The organism is Oscillospiraceae bacterium MB08-C2-2, assembly GCA_035621215.1.
Classification (GTDB): Bacteria; Bacillota; Clostridia; order Oscillospirales; family Ruminococcaceae; genus WRAV01.
Genome location: CP141729.1, coordinates 1,834,568 through 1,849,666 on the forward strand (window position 1 = coordinate 1,834,568; position 15,099 = coordinate 1,849,666).

Genomic DNA, 15,099 nt, shown 5'->3' on the forward strand with positions numbered 1-15,099 from the left:
TCCCTCCCTACCAAATCAAGACCAGCCCCCCAAGGCACAGGAGCAGGCACAAAAAGCTTGTGGCATACAAAAGGCGGCAGGTGCGTGGGATATCCTCTTCTTCCAAGGGGCGCAGAGGATCACCCAAGGTTTCCTTTTCCACCATCTGCCCGAAATACCGGGCATTTCCCCCCAGCTGTACCCCCAAGGCTCCGGCACAGGCCGCCTCTGGGTGGGGCGCATTGGGGCTTGTGTGCCTGCGATGATCCCGCCGCCAAATTTTATAGGCGTTCCCGGCATCCAGCCCGGTGAGTGCCGCCGCCGGAATCATCAGCAAGGCGGTCAGCCGGGCGGGTATCCAGTTGGCAAGGTCATCCAAACGAGCCGCCCACCGGCCGAAGTATAGGTATCGTTCGTTTTTATAGCCCAGCATGCTATCCATGGTGTTGACCGCCTTATAGGCCAGCGCCAGCGGAGCACCCCCAAGGGCAAAGAACAGCATAGGCGCCACCACACCATCGCTGGTGTTTTCCGCCACTGTTTCCACCACTCCACGGAGGATTTCCTCCCGGTCAAGCTCCTTGGTTTCCCGTCCCACCACCTGACCCAAAGCCAGCCGGGCGGCGGGAAGATTACTCTCTTTCAGCGCCTTGAAGATGGGACGTACCGCATCTCGCAGGCATTTTGTGGCCAGCACTTGATAACAGAGGAAAGCCTCCCCTATCAACCGGGCTATGGGATGTACCCTGCCCATCAGCCAAAGAAACACCCACCCGGCACCAAAAGACACTGACGGCAAAAGACCCGCCAGCATAGCCCCGCCTGCTAACTCCCCGGCTGGGGTTTTCGGGAAAAGCCTGCGCAGAAGCTTTTCCAATCGGGAAATGGCTTTGCCCATGGCCACCACCGGGTGAGGCATCCAGAGTGGATCACCTAAGAGCAAATCCAGTGTATAGCCCATGCAGAGTGCCGCTATTCGTTCCAAGTTTGTGCCTTCCTTTCGCTCCAACGGGCGGCGGTTTTGACAAACCGCTCCGCCATTTGGGGCCTGCCCCAGAAATAAAGATGCGGAAAGCCCCCATACAGGCTTTCGCTGACCTGCCCGCAAGACCACTGACGGCCTGTTACCGGCTTTTGGGCAGAAAAAGCCCCCCCGCAGAAGTCGCTGTCCCAATAATGGAACTCGTGAGCGGGGGCCGTTTCCCCTTGCCGAAGCAGGAGACTATCCTCTTTTGCGGTGAGGGCAATGTACCCAAACCGCCCCAGCTTTCCTGTAGGAAAGCCCTTTCCCGGCAAGGCTCCTGCCATCGGGTAAGACTGATTTTCTGCATCCTCAAGGCTCGCCTGTAAATAGAGGAACCCGCCGCATTCGGCCACAGTGGGCATCCCCGCCGCTACGGCATTGGCAACCGCCTGCCGCATGAGAAGATTTTCCGAGAGCTGTTTTGCATATAGCTCAGGGTAGCCGCCCCCTAAATAGAGCGCCGCTGTCCCCTCGGGCAGAGCGGTATCCCCCAAGGGGCTAAAAAAGGCAAGCCTTGCCCCCAGCTTTTCCAACAGCGAAAGGTTTTCCGCATAATAAAAGCAGAAGGCCTTATCCCGTGCCACGGCAATGACCGGGGAACCGCAAACAGCAGGCTGTATAGTGGGCGCATCCACCTCCAAGGGAGGAGCCGATGCGGCAATATCCAAAAGGGCGGAGATATCCACCGATTGCTCCAGCTGGGCGGCAAGGCGCTCCAGCCGGGTGCGAATATCCGCCACCTCATCGGCGGTTACCAGCCCCAAATGGCGGCTCTCAAAAGCAAACTCTGCCCGCCGGGGCAGATACCCCAGCACCGGGAGGCCGGTTTCCCGCTCCAGCACCGGAGCCAGCGCCTCAAAACGGGATTTTTCACAGCGGTTGAGCAAAATCCCCCGCAGGCCGCTGTTCTCCCGGAAGGTGGCAAAACCCTTAACCAGCGCCGCCGCTGAAAGAGCCATCCCCCCCGGCTCCAGCACCAGAATGGAGGGGGTGCGGGTGACCTGCGCCATATGCCATGCACTGGCTGTATCCGAGCCGCCGGAAAGGCCGTCGTAATAGCCCATGGCCCCCTCCAGCACCCCGATATTCCCCTTGGCCGCACCTTGGGCCAGAAGTGAAAGCGTTACCTGCTCCGAGGTGAAAAACAAATCCAGATTGTGGCCGGGAACCCCCAGCACCCTTCGGTGGAACATAGGATCAATATAATCCGGGCCGCATTTGAAGGAAACCGGCTTTTTCCCCCGGCCAAGCAAAGCCTGCAAAAAGCCGCAGGTGACAGTGGTTTTGCCGGTTCCGCTGGCGGAGGCGGTGAAAAGCAGACGAGGTAAATCAGTCATTGGCCCTTCCTCCCGCTGAAAGAATGAACACCGGATTCTGGGCCTTGAGCATGGTATAGCTTCCCAGCGGCTCGCTCCGGCTCACCGAAAGCTGGCAAACCTCCGGATTCCGAAAGCCCAAGCTTTTCAAAGCCTGAGAGGCTTGGGTAAAGGTTTCAAGGGTAACAGCCGTGATCACCACCCGCACGGCCGGGTTTTTAGCCAACAGCTTTTTCAGTATCTCTAAAAGCTCACCCCCACTGCCGCCGATGAAAACGGCATCGGGCGAGGGCAATTCCTCCACCAACGCTTCTGCCCGACCCTCCAGAATATGCAGATTGGGGGTGCCAAAGCGAGCCTTATTCTGCCGGATCAATTGGCAGGCTTCGGCATTCTGCTCCATGGCATACACCCGGCCCCACCGGGCCAGCAGAGCCATTTCCACCGCTACAGAGCCAGTGCCTGCCCCGATATCGTATAGGGTATCCTCCGGGCGGATTTCCAACCGGGAAAGGGCGGCCGCCCGCACCTCCCGCTTGGTCATGGGGGTCTTTCCCCGGATAAAGGCTTCATCCTCAATGCCAGTGGTGACAGCGGCACGGTAAAAGGCAGGCTCACCCTCGGCCAGCACCACGCTCAAGGAAGCAAAGGCCTGCCCCGACAGCTCCCGGGCGGTGCCGTGGATGATCTCTTCATGGGGGTAGGAAAGGTTTTCTCCCACCCACACTTGGGTATCCCCCAGCCCGGCTTCGCACAGGGTACAGCAGATTTCCGCCGCAGAGGCCCCGGCTCCGGTGAGGAAAAATACCTCCCGGTGGTTGATCACATGGGCGGCAATGTCGCAAGGGCCGCCATGGGCGCTGACCAGATGAAAGCCCTGCCACGGACGGCGCAGCAAGGCGGCAAAATACTGCACGGTGGAAACACCGCAGACCGTTTCCACCTCATAGCTCTCCAAAAAAGGGTAAAGCCCAGCGGCACCGCTGTAAAAGCCCACATCCCCGCTATAAAGGATACAAACTTGGTTCCACTGGGGATTCTCCCCCAGATGGCGTGCGATCTCTGCCGCCGCAATGGCTCCAATCGTCTGCTGACCCGGCAAGAGGGTAAGACTTTCCAACAGGCGGGTCGCACCAAGCAAAGCATCCGCCGATTGGATGGCAGCTTGTGCTTTCAGGGTAAGGGTTTCGCCCCCGCCCATTCCCATGGCAACAAGGGTAATTTTCACGGTGACACCTCCAATCGGCTCAGCAGTTGATCAAGCAAATCTTCAAAGGCAAGGCCCTCTCCTTCGGTGGGGCGGCCAATAACCACCAGCCTTGCCCCGGAGGCCTCGGCCGCCTCCTGCTTCTGGGCAAATCCCCCTTGAGGGCCGCCATCCTTGGTAACCAGAAGGCCGATGGAATACTGCTCCAGAAGCGCCTTATTCAAGGCTATGCTGAAAGGCCCCTGCATAGCGATGATGTTGCTCCGGGCAAAGCCCAGCTCCCGGCATTTTTCCAACGCCTCCACAGTGGGGAGAACCCGGGGATAAACCCGGCTTTCAAAGCCAGAAATGCGGGTGTAAAGCTCCAGCTCTTTACTGCCGGTAGCGGCCAAGATGTTCCCCGGCAAGGCCTCCAGCCCTTCCACCGCCTCTGCCAGTGAAGAAAAATACAGGCAGTCCCCCACCATGCTTTGCTCTCGCAGAAGGCGCAAATAGGGCACCCCCGCCCGGCGGGCGGCCTCTGCAATGTTGCGGGTAGCCTCATCGGCATAAGGGTGGGTGGCATCCACCACACAGGCAAAGGCTTCCTGACGCATCAGCGCTTCCATTTGAGCACAGTCAAGGCGCTCCGTGAGAATCCTCAGCCGCTTCCCGGTAGGAGGCAGCAGCTCCCGGCCATAGTCGGTGGCAACACATACTGTCAGATGAACAGGATACGCGGCAAGGCGCTGGGTTAAGGCCCGCCCCTCGGTGGTACCGGCGAAAATCAGCAGGTTTTTCACGGGTTCTCTCCCTTTTGCTCCACAGGATAGCCCCGGGGGGTCACCATACGGCCGCCAATCAACCGGGTGGTGCTTTTGCCCACAAACACAGTGGTGAACATATCCGCCGGAAAATCCCGAAGCTGAGCAAGGGTTAAAACGCCGCTGTCACAGCCCTCACGGCCGATATTTTTGGCCCAGCCGCAGACGGTTTCACCCGGCAGAAGCTCCAGCAGAATATCCACTGCACGGCACAGATAATCCTTCCGCTGGCGGCTGGAGGGGTTATAAAGGCAGAGGGAAAAATCCGCCTGCGCCGCCAAACGCAGCCGCTTTTCAATATCCGCCCACAGTGTCATACGGTCACTGAGGGATATGACGGCGAAATCGTGCATGAGGGGAGCGCCCAGCAGAGCCGCCCCGCTCAGCGCCGCCGTAACCCCCGGCACCACTTCAATATCCACAGGAGGATACTGCTCTGAAAGCTCCAGCAGAAGCCCTGCCATGCCGTAAACACCGGGGTCGCCGCTGCAGAGCATGGCCACGGTTTTGCCCGCCACCGCCTGCTCCAAAGCCGCCCGGCACCGCTCCACCTCCTTGGTCATGGGGGTGGAAAGCATCGGCTTTTCCGGATACCGCTCCCGCACCAAGTCAATATAGCCCTGATAGCCGCAAAGCAGCTCTGACTGCTCCAGAGCCGAAGCGGCCTGCGGGGTCATGGTCTCGGGACTGCCGGGGCCGATTCCGATTACATACAGCTTGTTCATTCTTTCACCTCAAATTCCAAGGAAAACTCCCCCACTGCTATCGCCATGGTTACACCTTCGCCAGCGGTTTTAGGCACCGCAAGCCGCCCTGCACTGCCCAAAACGGCACTGCGCTCACACACGTTATCCACGCCGGTGGTGCGGCGCACAAACTCGGAGGCGCAAAAGCAGCCTTCCACTTTTTCAAGCTGTTCCAGGGAAAACACTTCCAGCGGCAGACCGTGGTTCTTACAAAATTCCACCAGCCCCGGTTCATGCTGTTTCATGTTTATGGTGCAGACCTTGCGGATAGCGGCAGGGTGCAGGTTATGCTCTTTCAGAAGGCGCTGGTACCGCATCTCGATAACATCGGCAGGGATGCCTTTTTTACAGCCCACTCCCAGCACCGCCACACTAGGAACAAGATGCAGAGCATCCCCCGGTGGTAGGTGGATGCCAATGTAAACATCACAGCTTTCCGTTTCTTCCGCCAAGAAAACCGGAGGGGGAAAATGCCCCACCACCAGCATTTCGCTATAAAGAGAAACCGGGTTCCCCTCCAATATTTTGGAAGATACCGCCTTGATTCGGCTGGGATTGGCGATGCAAAGCCGCTGGGATTTTGCCCAGCTATCCACAGCCCAAGCACCGTGAAGATCGGTGGCAGTGGTGACCACCGGGACTGCACCAGTGATATGGCTAAGGCGCTGTGCAAGCCGGTTAGCACCTCCCACATGCCCCGAAAGGAGAGGAATTGCAAAGCCTGCCCGCTCATCCAGCACCACCACAGCCGGGTCGGTCAGCTTGGAGCGCAGGTGGGGTGCAACCGCCCGCACCGCTATGCCAACAGCCCCCACAAAAACCAGAGCCTCCACTTGATTGAAATGGCGGCTGACCCAATCATAAACCGAAACATCTTCTCCACACCGTGTCAACTCCGCTGTATCCCCCATCCCCTGCAAAGCGGCTTGGAGCTTTTCGCCCAAAGCATAGCCGGTTTGGGTGAAAGAGGCTATTTCGATCCTCATTCCTTCGCCTCCCGGTAACCGGTGGAAAAATCAGGGGCATAAAGGCGGGAACGTCCAAAGGAATCGCCCAGAAAATGCCCCACCAAAATCAGGGCGGTCTGGGTAATGCCGTTTTCCTCTGCCGTCCGGGCAAGGTCGGCAATGGTGCAGTGAAACACCTTTTCCTCCGGCCATGTGGCCTTATATACAATGGCGGCAGGGGTTTCAGGGGGTCGCCCTCCCGCCAATAGCTGCTCCTGCACCTGCCCCAGCATGCCCGCACTGAGGAACAGCGCCATGCTGCTGTCGTGAGCCGCTAGGCCAGCCAGTGCTTCCTTTTCAGGTACTGGGGTGCGGCCCTCCATCCGGGTGATGATCAGAGTTTGGCTGATCCCCGGCAGGGTATATTCCGCATGCAGAGCGGCGGAGGCTCCACAAAAGCTGGAAACCCCCGGCACCACCTCATAGGGTATGCCTTTTGCCTCCAACAGGGTCATCTGCTCCCGTATGGCCCCATAGAGGCTGGGGTCACCGGTATGCAGACGCACAATGCATTCCTCTCCCCGGGTGGTCGCCTCCTCCATCTGCCCGATGACCTCCTCCAGCGTCATTTTGGCGCTGTTGAAAATCCGGCAGCCCGGCTTTGTATATTCCAGCAGAGCGGGGTTCACAAGGCTTCCCGCATAAATCACCGTATCCGCTTTTTCCAGCAGGGCCTTGCCCCGCAGGGTGATTAAATCCGCCGCACCCGGCCCGGCTCCTACAAAATATACCTTTGCCATGGCTGTTCTCCTTTTCCTTAGCCCTTCACCACAAGGGTGCTGAAATAGGCTTCTTTGTCGTATTCCTCCCGGTCAAGCTCCCGGACAATGCGCTGACCCGGCAGGCCGCAGTTCTGCACCATGGCCGAAGTGGAAAGCTTGCCCCGCTCTTTCAGCTCCGCAATAACCCCTTCCAGCTTTCGGCCGGATTTCATGAGGATTTTTGTCCCCTTTAAGTCAAGGCAGGGGGCTAAAGCCTCAGTATCCGCCGGGATAATATGCAAAGGGGAATCCATGGTGGTCAGGCTGATGCCCAGCTCCGCCGCCACGGCGCAAAAGCTGGGAATACCGGGCACCATAACCGCAGAGTAGCCCTCTTTTTCCAGAATGTTCTTCCAGTAAGCAAAGGAGGCATAAATGGAGATATCCCCCAGATTGAGCACCGCCACATCGTGGCCCGCATCCAGCTCCTGCCGCAGAAGAGCGGCGGCCTTTTGGTGGCTTTCCTCCAGTTTGGCCGCATCCTTCTGCATCAGGGTGGGGAGCATCAGCTGCTTTTTGCCTGAAAGCTCCACCGCCTGTGCGGCAATATCCAGCGCCGTGGTACGCCCGCTCCCCACCACCGGGGCCGCCACCACCGGGCAGGCGGAAATAATTTCCACCGCCTTGAGGGTCAGAAGCTTGGGGTCACCGGGGCCTACGCCGATTCCATAAAGGGTTCCTTTTTTCATGCTGTTTCTCCTATTTTGCCAATGATTTCTTTTCCCTGTGGGGTGATGCCCAACAGCCCCCACTGGTTGCTGTAGACAGCCGCCCCCACCAAAATACCGCTCCCCACACGCATCTCCAGATGCCGCTGTATCTCAGCCAGCAGGCTCTGGAGCACCGGCTCCCGCAGTCCGATGGCTTCCAGCCTTTCGAGGACTTCATCCAATGTGATGCATTCCAGCAGCCGGGGCAGTTCTTCGGTCGGCGCACCCGCCAAGGCGGCGTGGAGAGCCACCAGCTCCATGCGGCAGTCGGCTGTGCGGGAATGGGTATTCATAATCCCCCCCGCCACCTTCACCAGCTTGCCGATATGCCCGGCCACCAGTACTTTTTCAAACCCCAGCTCGGCTGCAATATCCAGCGCCTCCCCTATATAATTGGAGCATTTCACGCTGGGGCAGCCAGTGAGATGGGGGTAACTTTCCAAAAAAGCCTGCCCGTAATTGCCGGGGGTGATGATCAGGCTTTTGGCTCCTACCTCTGCCTGCACCTTAGCCTCAAGGCGGATGGTATCCACCAGCGCCTGTGTGCTCATAGGCTCCACAATGCCACTGGTTCCCAGCACCGAGATGCCCCCTTCGATGCCAAGGCGGGGATTGAAGGTTTTCTTGGCCAGCTCTTCCCCGGCCGGGATGCTGATGGTCACCCCAAAGCCGCCGTCATAGCCCAGCTCCTCGCTGACCTCCTCCACGGCCTGCCGAATCATTTGGCGAGGAACCCGGTTGATGGCCGGTTCTCCTACCGGCTGCTCCAAGCCCCGGCGGGTCACCCGACCAACTCCCTTGCCGCCTTCCAGCCGAACGCCCGGCTCTTTTCGCCGAGTGACCGCCGCATAAACCAAGACCCCGTTGGTGCTGTCCGGGTCATCTCCCGCATCTTTTTCTACAGCGCAGATGGCGCGCTCTCCTTGAAAAAAGGCCTCCCGGGTTTCCACCTCAACGGTCAGCCCCTTGGGGGTCACGATGGATACCGAAAAAACCGCCTCCCCCGTGAGCAGCATACGGCAAGCCGCCTTGGCCGCCAGAGCGGCGCAGCTGCCGGTGGTATAGCCACAGCGAAGGCGCTTCCCGCCGCTGTAGATGTAATGCTCAAAGGGCATAGGGTTCCTCTCCTTCCGGGAAAAGCCGATGCATATTCTCAACGGTCAATCAAAGGGGATAGACACCGCCAATTTTCCCGGTTCTCTGGGGAGAACCGGGAAGGGGCATTCCCCCTCACTCGGCAAAGCCGAGTGAAATTGGCGGCCTGCCGGGCCTCGGCTATTCTGCCAAGCCGGCCGCCTGCCTTGCATGCTCCAAATACAGCCGCCGAATCGCTGGATATTCGCCCAAACCTCTCAGCACACACTCCACCTCGAGGCCCTTGGCCTCCAGAATGCTTTTCCAGCTTTCGGGTTCCTCCCCCGCCATATCGTTGCGGGCATGATCTCCTGCAACCAGCATGAGGGGTGCCAGAAGCACCCGGTCAAAGCCTTCCTTGCAAATGGTATCCGTAATTTCCTCGATGCCGGGATAGGCTTCCACTGTGCCCACCAGTATATCCGGGCGGCCCATCTGCCGAAACATCATGCCCAGCGCCCCATACACCGTATTGACAGTGTGCTCGGTGCCATGGCCCATGAGAGCCACACAACGGCCAGTCTCAACAGGGAATGCCTCTGCAACAGCCTGCGCCACTGTGCGCATATCCTCTGTGGAGGCCAGCAGGGGCGGAGCAATGGTCAAGCTTTCAAAAAGGTTCTTTTTACGGTCAGCCTCGGCCAGAATCCGTTCGTATTCCTCACCATAGAGAAGATGAGTCGGCAGAACCACCACATTCTGCACTCCAGCCTCCTGTGCCTTTTGGAGAGAAGCAGCGAGATCATCGATCTCCACTCCCCGTTTTCGCCAGATCGACCGAATAATCGAGCTGGTAAAAGCCCGCATCAAGGTATAATCCCCCATATTTTCGGCAACAAACGCCTCCACAGCCTCAATACAGCGGTCAAGGGTCTCTTTATGGGTGGTGCCAAAGCTGGTTACAATCAGGGCTTTTTTCATATGTTAATCCTCCAAGGGGTATTTTCAGGAAAAATAATACTGAGTGCCATCGGTTTCAGTCTGGTAACATCCGGAGCGAACACAAAACACCTGCTCCAAAATGCCGGATGCAAACGCCTCCTGAGGGGTACCGGCAAACCGGATTTTGCCCGCCTGCATCACGGCAAGCCGATCGGCCCAGCGCATGGCTAAATTCAGATCATGCAAAATCAGCACAGGCGTTTTTCCCATCGCCTTAAGCCGGGAAATCACCGACATAACCTCCAGCTGATGGTTGATATCCAGGTAGGTGGTGGGCTCGTCCATAAACAGGAGCTCCCCGCCCTGAGCCAGCAGCATAGCAATATAAGCCTTTTGCCGCTCGCCGCCAGAAAGCTCGGCCATACTGCGCCCGGCCAAATGGCCAATCTTCATCTGCTCCATGGCGGCCGCAGCAGCCTCTGTATCCTCCCGGCGGTAATGCCGGGGATATCCGAGATAAGGAAAACGTCCATGGAGCACCAGATTTTTCACCAGTATGCCCGGAATGTTCCGCCCTTGGGCCATATAGGCCACCCGCCTTGCCAGATGGGTGGGCTTCATCCCGGAAATATCCGCCCCTTCCAGCAAAACACGCCCGGTATAGGGGGGCATCAGCCCGGCGGCGATTTTCATCAGGGTGCTTTTGCCGCAGCCGTTGGGGCCCACCAGCGCTGTGATCTGCCCCTTGGGCAAGGTGATGGAAAGGGGGCCAATCTTGGTCTCGCCCCGATAGCCTCCTGTAATGCCCTCAAGCTCAAGCATGGTTTTTCCTCCTCTTCTGCCGCAGCAGCAGCCATAAGAAAAACGGCCCGCCCAGCACCGAAAGCACCAGCCCCACCGGCAGCTCAAAGGGAGCAAACATCAGACGGGCCAGCAGGTCACAAAAGGTAAGGAAGGCTCCCCCCATCAGAGCGCAAAAGGGGATCAGATACCGGTTTTCATTGCCTGCAATCCGGCGGGCGGCGTGGGGTACCAGCAGCCCTACAAACCCCAAAAGTCCGCTGAAGCTTACCGCCGACCCGGCCAATACAGCCGCCAGAAACAGCAGTCCAAACCGAATGGGGGCCACCCGCATTCCAAGGCTCCGGGCGGTTTCCTCCCCCAAAGCCAGCACATCCATTTCATTGCGCAGAAGCACAACTGCAACAAGGGCTAGCAGAATAAACCAGCCCGCCGGGAAAATGCGGCTCAGCGTAACCCCGGCCACACCGCCCATACGGAAGGCATTGCTCCCAATCAGCGCCTCAGGAACAAAGGTGACCACCAAATCGATGCCTGCGCTCAGGATGCTGCTCACAGCCACACCCGCCAGCACAATGGTCATGCGGGAGGCCTGCGTGACCCGCCCTAGAAAATACACCAGAAGCACAGCCAGCATAGCCCCCAAAAAGGCGGCAGCCGGGACCAGCGCACTGCTGTAAGGGAACAGCACGCCGCAAAGAGCCACAAAAAGCCCCGCCCCGGAATTGACACCAATAATGTTCGGCCCGGCCAGCGGGTTATCCAGCACCACCTGAATCACAAGCCCCGCCACAGCCAGCGCCATACCCGCCAGAACAGTGGCGACTGTTCTGGGCAGGCGCACATAGAGCAGAATCCGTGCCTCCGGGGTTTCTCTCGCACCGGCTATCACCGACGCAAGTTCCCCAAGGGAAAGGGGTGCCGCACCAAGGCATAGGCTGGCGGCGGCAAACAGCACCATGGCCGCTCCGGCAAGGGCCACAAGCAGCCAAGGGCTTTTACTGCGCATCGCCGTAGAGAAGCTGCCCCAGCATTTCATAGCTTTCCCCCCAACGATTGTTTGGTTTTAGATGAAACAGCTCCTTGGGAAGCACCACATACCGCCCATTTTTCACAGCGGAAAGCTGGCTCCATGCCGGGTTGGACATAACACTCTGCTCCAGCGACTGTATGGCCTTTTCACTGGACTCGCCCATGGTGACCACAAAGATAAAGTCCGGGTCCTCCCGGATAATGACCTCCATGCTCAAATCCTCCAGCAAGCTGCCCTCCCGGTCGGCAATGTTGATACAGCCCATGTCCCGGAGCATGGCGCCGGTCATATTGTCGCTGCCTTTGGCCTTGGCCCCGGTGGAAAAAGCACGGATAAACAGCACAGTGGGAGGTTCCTTCCCCTCCTGCATAGTCTTGGCCGCATCAATCTGGGCCTGCACAGCGGTTCCATTTTCTTCATAAAGCTCCGGCTTTCCGGTAATCTGGGTGCATATTTTCAGCATATCCAGATAATCCTCAAATACTTCCACCGCAAAGTAGGCGCTGGGAATCCCAGCCTGCTCCAGCTGCTCCCGAAGGGCAACATGCTCCTCCAGCTTGGCGGAAAGAATAACAAAATCAATTCCCTGTGCCAGCATGGTTTCCACGCTGGGGGCTTTCATGGTACCCAGGTCAATGACTTCTGCGGTTTCCGGCAGAATACCCTCTTGAAAGACATCCCTTGTCACAGCCGCCAATTCACCGCCGGCAAGGAGCCATACCTGGGCAAAGCTGCCCATCACTGCTGCCGCCTTTTTTGGGGTACCCTCCAGCTTCACCTCACGGCCAAGAGCATCGGTAAAGCGGATTTCCTCTGCCGGAGCCGCCTGCTGGGAAGCAGCCGCCTGCTCCATGGGAGCAGATTCATCTGTGGGGAGTGATTGGCTGTGCCCCTGTGGAAGGCAGCCGGTGAATAAAAGGGCCGTAATCATGACCCCGATCAAAATTTTAACGCTTGTGGTTTTCATGAAATCTCCTTTTGGATGTTTTTAGCGCTTGACAGACCTCTGGGCATAAAAAAACCTTCTCCCGCTGACGGAGAAGGAATCATACCCCGACCAGCGGGGCTGCGCATGATTACACCTGCCAATGGGCCGTTAGCTGTGCAAGCTTGCCGGAAAAGCCGGCTCTAAGCAGCAAAGGTGGGTAATCTGGCTCAGGCCGCTGAAAGCTCGGCCAATACAGTGGCGGCACCGCACGGGAATTTCACCCGGTTTCCCCCATTTTAAGAATACCTGCGAAAGAAACAGATATTCTATTTGGCAGCTCAAAAAGCTGCTCCTTAGCTCCTGTTTAAGGTTCTGAAAAAGCGCCCGGCATAAGGCTCCCCAGCCGCTTTCCAGAGGTTCTTTACGGTTTTCAGTATACCTGAGAATGGCGGCTGTGTCAATTGGGCCTTTCTGGTGCAAAAAATATTTTCCAAACCTATTGCTATTTGGAATGTTTATGGTAAAATTTCATCTCAGAGCCAAAAGGCTCGTAATAATGAAAACCCTCCCGGAAAATGGGAGGACGAAAGGTTGCTGAGATATGAAAAAGACGGTTTTACTGGTTCTCTCACTTTGTGCGGCACTGATTTTGCAGAGTGCTTGTGCTGGAGGGGAAACGGCAGGGCCAGCTTCGGCGCAAGGGGCCGAAACCAAACAGGCAGAGGTTTTTACCGATGCCAACAAGATTCCTTATGGCGATAAGCTCGAATTGGAAGGCGCAGCCGGCGTCGAGCGCAGCGGCGATGTAAAAGATTCTCCCTATTATAAACACCCGGATTTTTATAACATGAAATCCAGCGACACCCTGACCATTCTGGAGCAGTTTAAAACCATCCAGCAGGCCACCGAATGGACCTGCGGGCCCACCTCGGCTTTGATGGTGTTGGAATGGTATGGCAAACGGGGAGAAATGAACGAGATGGATTTAGTCGCCCTGCGGCAAAAGGATGAGCCCGGCGCTACCGATTTGCAGCAAATGATAAATATTTTTGACGGACTCGGCGGTTGGAAGGTGGAGAGCACCTACGATCTGGCCGATCCTGAGACAATCCCCCAGGATATGATTGCGAACTACTTAAAGGAAGGAAAACCCATTCTGCTGGGCTGGGACGATTGGGGCGGGCACTGGCAGGTCATCATCGGCTATGACACCATGGGTACCGAAACCACTGCCGATGATGTGCTGATTCTGGCAGATCCCTATGATACCACCGACCACAACCAGGATGGCTATTATCTTCTTTCCTTTGAGCGGCTTTATTACAACTGGAGCAACCGCTTTGACAAAGACTTTGATAAGAATGTCTTTGTGGTGGCCTCCCCGGCATAGTCAGCGAGGGTGTTACACATAGCTCTATAGCAGTTAGAGAAGCTCGGCCCGGCCTTCTTTCAAGAAGGCCGGGCCTTTTTGTATGTTTACGGGCAAAACAAAAGGAGCCCTCCTTGGAAGGGGGCTCCTTTACACCATCAAAAGCAATTCACCCATCTGGCAAAATGCCCAATGCGGTTTTTCTTTGCTTTACTTGTTCATGCCGGCTACTTCAGCGGCAAAATCATCCTCACGCTTCTCAAGGCCTTCGCCCTTTTCAAAGCGGACAAACTCAAGAATCTTGATATCGCCGCCCAGCTCCTTGCCAACCTGCTCGGTATACTGGGTGATGGAAAGATCGCCGTTCTTTACAAAAGCCTGCTCTACAAGGCAAACCTCCTTATAGTACTTGGCAATACGGCCCACAACCATTTTTTCAGCGATGTTAGCAGGCTTGCCCTCGTTGATAGCCTGAGCAGTGAGAATTTCCTTCTCCTTGTCCAGATTCTCCTGAGGAACATCGACCTTATTCAAATACAGAGGGCTGGCAGCCGCAATCTGCATGCAGATATCCTTGGCATAGGGCTTGAAGCCTTCGTTTGCAGCAACTGCATCGGTGGTCTCAAACTTAGCCATAACGCCGATGGCGCCGCCGCCATGAACATAGCTGCCCAGAACGCCTTCCAGACGGGCAAAACGGCGAACCTTCAGGTTCTCGCCGATAACCAGAATCTTCTCCTGCAAAGCAGCGGTAACGGTGTTGCCGGTGCCGGGAAGTTCCAGAGCCATCAGAGTGTCAACATCAGCAGGGTTCTGATCGATAATCACATGGGCAACAGCCTCAACAAAGGCTACGAAATCAGCATTCTTGGCAACAAAATCGGTCTCGGAGTTAACCTCCAGAACCACGCCAACCTTTTTGGCATCATCCACGATGGAAACAACAATACCTTCGGCAGCAATGCGGCCGGATTTCTTGGCAGCAGCAGCCAAGCCCTTTTCACGCAGCAGCTCCACTGCTTTTTCCATATCGCCGCCAGCTTCGGTGAGGGCCTTTTTGCAGTCCATCATGCCAACGCCGGTTTTCTCTCTCAGGGCCTGTACATCTTTTGCAGTAAATGCCATAATAGTTTCCTCCTGTTTCTCGTAACCAGCCGCAACCTGGGCGGCCGATCCTCAATTTCGGTTTTATAGTAGAATTTGTGTTAAACAGCTGTTTAACACAGCAGCCTTGAGGGGCTGTAATGCAGTGCAAAAGCACAGCATCAAATTCGTTCTTCATAGTCATTTGGGATAATTTCTCTCCTGCGGGCTTTGCCCGCCATATCAAGCAGAACCCTGTTTGATGCGCAAATGGCTATATACAAAAAGTATGCCCATGACAGCATCCGCGCCCGGG

At 57.0% G+C, this 15,099-nt stretch carries 15 protein-coding genes and 1 riboswitch; of the genes, 1 reads left to right on the plus strand and 14 read right to left on the minus strand.

All coding sequences use genetic code 11. From position 1 onward, the window contains the following. Positions 1 to 7 precede the first annotated feature (7 nt). From cbiB to U6B65_08205, 13 genes are all read right to left on the minus strand, one after another. Complete coding sequence (cbiB, locus tag U6B65_08145) at positions 8 to 964, minus strand: adenosylcobinamide-phosphate synthase CbiB (GenBank protein WRS26322.1); 957 nt, start codon at positions 962 to 964, stop codon at positions 8 to 10. After that, entirely contained in the window at positions 952 to 2,340 is a 1,389-nt protein-coding gene (locus U6B65_08150) for a cobyrinate a,c-diamide synthase (GenBank protein WRS26323.1), read from the minus strand. The genes cbiB and U6B65_08150 overlap by 13 nt, the downstream gene beginning before the upstream one ends. Then, entirely contained in the window at positions 2,333 to 3,547 is a 1,215-nt protein-coding gene (cbiE, locus tag U6B65_08155; GenBank protein WRS26324.1) for a precorrin-6y C5,15-methyltransferase (decarboxylating) subunit CbiE, read from the minus strand. The genes U6B65_08150 and cbiE overlap by 8 nt, the downstream gene beginning before the upstream one ends. Further along, complete coding sequence (gene cobK / locus U6B65_08160) at positions 3,544 to 4,308, minus strand: precorrin-6A reductase (protein ID WRS26325.1); 765 nt, start codon at positions 4,306 to 4,308, stop codon at positions 3,544 to 3,546. Before cobK ends, cbiE begins: the two co-directional genes overlap by 4 nt. Further along, complete coding sequence (cobJ, locus tag U6B65_08165; protein WRS26326.1) at positions 4,305 to 5,054, minus strand: precorrin-3B C(17)-methyltransferase; 750 nt, start codon at positions 5,052 to 5,054, stop codon at positions 4,305 to 4,307. The genes cobK and cobJ overlap by 4 nt, the downstream gene beginning before the upstream one ends. Further along, positions 5,051 to 6,061 carry a cobalt-precorrin 5A hydrolase gene (locus tag U6B65_08170; protein ID WRS26327.1) on the minus strand — a complete coding sequence of 337 codons (1,011 nt, stop codon included), beginning with the start codon at positions 6,059 to 6,061 and terminating at the stop codon, positions 5,051 to 5,053. Before U6B65_08170 ends, cobJ begins: the two co-directional genes overlap by 4 nt. Next, a complete protein-coding gene (gene cobM, locus U6B65_08175; protein WRS26328.1) occupies positions 6,058 to 6,822 on the minus strand; it encodes a precorrin-4 C(11)-methyltransferase in 765 nt (254 codons plus the stop codon). The genes U6B65_08170 and cobM overlap by 4 nt, the downstream gene beginning before the upstream one ends. A 17-nt stretch (positions 6,823 to 6,839) precedes the next feature. Further along, complete coding sequence (gene cobI / locus U6B65_08180; protein ID WRS26329.1) at positions 6,840 to 7,532, minus strand: precorrin-2 C(20)-methyltransferase; 693 nt, start codon at positions 7,530 to 7,532, stop codon at positions 6,840 to 6,842. Then, entirely contained in the window at positions 7,529 to 8,668 is a 1,140-nt protein-coding gene (cbiD, locus tag U6B65_08185) for a cobalt-precorrin-5B (C(1))-methyltransferase CbiD (GenBank protein ID WRS26330.1), read from the minus strand. Before cbiD ends, cobI begins: the two co-directional genes overlap by 4 nt. A gap of 160 nt (positions 8,669 to 8,828) precedes the next feature. Further along, on the minus strand, positions 8,829 to 9,608 hold the full coding sequence (locus U6B65_08190) for a sirohydrochlorin cobaltochelatase (GenBank protein ID WRS26331.1): 780 nt from the start codon (positions 9,606 to 9,608) through the stop codon (positions 8,829 to 8,831). A gap of 24 nt (positions 9,609 to 9,632) precedes the next feature. After that, positions 9,633 to 10,391 (minus strand): ABC transporter ATP-binding protein, encoded by a 759-nt coding sequence (locus U6B65_08195; protein WRS26332.1) that lies wholly within the window; start codon positions 10,389 to 10,391, stop codon positions 9,633 to 9,635. Next, complete coding sequence (locus U6B65_08200) at positions 10,384 to 11,409, minus strand: iron ABC transporter permease (GenBank protein WRS26333.1); 1,026 nt, start codon at positions 11,407 to 11,409, stop codon at positions 10,384 to 10,386. The genes U6B65_08195 and U6B65_08200 overlap by 8 nt, the downstream gene beginning before the upstream one ends. Then, a complete protein-coding gene (locus U6B65_08205; protein WRS26334.1) occupies positions 11,369 to 12,370 on the minus strand; it encodes an ABC transporter substrate-binding protein in 1,002 nt (333 codons plus the stop codon). Before U6B65_08205 ends, U6B65_08200 begins: the two co-directional genes overlap by 41 nt. 155 nt (positions 12,371 to 12,525) lie before the next feature. Further along, positions 12,526 to 12,656: riboswitch (cobalamin riboswitch) on the minus strand. Between the two features lie 276 nt (positions 12,657 to 12,932). Between U6B65_08205 and U6B65_08210 the strand changes: the two genes are divergently transcribed. Further along, positions 12,933 to 13,721, plus strand: coding sequence for a C39 family peptidase (locus U6B65_08210; protein ID WRS26335.1), 789 nt, complete (start codon positions 12,933 to 12,935; stop codon positions 13,719 to 13,721). A gap of 189 nt (positions 13,722 to 13,910) precedes the next feature. Here U6B65_08210 and tsf read toward each other — a convergent pair whose 3' ends face one another. Further along, positions 13,911 to 14,825, minus strand: coding sequence for a translation elongation factor Ts (gene tsf, locus U6B65_08215; protein WRS26336.1), 915 nt, complete (start codon positions 14,823 to 14,825; stop codon positions 13,911 to 13,913). Positions 14,826 to 15,099: the final 274 nt, after the last annotated feature.

What these genes read in the sequence shown, in the direction of transcription:
- U6B65_08190 (WRS26331.1), bottom strand. Translation starts at nt 9,608, where the DNA reads ATGAAAAAAGCCCTGATTGTAACCAGCTTTGGCACCACCCATAAAGAG.
- cobJ (WRS26326.1), bottom strand. Translation starts at nt 5,054, where the DNA reads ATGAACAAGCTGTATGTAATCGGAATCGGCCCCGGCAGTCCCGAGACC.
- U6B65_08170 (WRS26327.1), bottom strand. Translation starts at nt 6,061, where the DNA reads ATGAGGATCGAAATAGCCTCTTTCACCCAAACCGGCTATGCTTTGGGC.
- U6B65_08150 (WRS26323.1), bottom strand. Translation starts at nt 2,340, where the DNA reads ATGACTGATTTACCTCGTCTGCTTTTCACCGCCTCCGCCAGCGGAACC.
- cobI (WRS26329.1), bottom strand. Translation starts at nt 7,532, where the DNA reads ATGAAAAAAGGAACCCTTTATGGAATCGGCGTAGGCCCCGGTGACCCC.
- tsf (WRS26336.1), bottom strand. Translation starts at nt 14,825, where the DNA reads ATGGCATTTACTGCAAAAGATGTACAGGCCCTGAGAGAGAAAACCGGC.
- cbiD (WRS26330.1), bottom strand. Translation starts at nt 8,668, where the DNA reads ATGCCCTTTGAGCATTACATCTACAGCGGCGGGAAGCGCCTTCGCTGT.
- U6B65_08195 (WRS26332.1), bottom strand. Translation starts at nt 10,391, where the DNA reads ATGCTTGAGCTTGAGGGCATTACAGGAGGCTATCGGGGCGAGACCAAG.
- U6B65_08210 (WRS26335.1), top strand. Translation starts at nt 12,933, where the DNA reads ATGAAAAAGACGGTTTTACTGGTTCTCTCACTTTGTGCGGCACTGATT.
- cobM (WRS26328.1), bottom strand. Translation starts at nt 6,822, where the DNA reads ATGGCAAAGGTATATTTTGTAGGAGCCGGGCCGGGTGCGGCGGATTTA.
- U6B65_08205 (WRS26334.1), bottom strand. Translation starts at nt 12,370, where the DNA reads ATGAAAACCACAAGCGTTAAAATTTTGATCGGGGTCATGATTACGGCC.
- U6B65_08200 (WRS26333.1), bottom strand. Translation starts at nt 11,409, where the DNA reads ATGAAATGCTGGGGCAGCTTCTCTACGGCGATGCGCAGTAAAAGCCCT.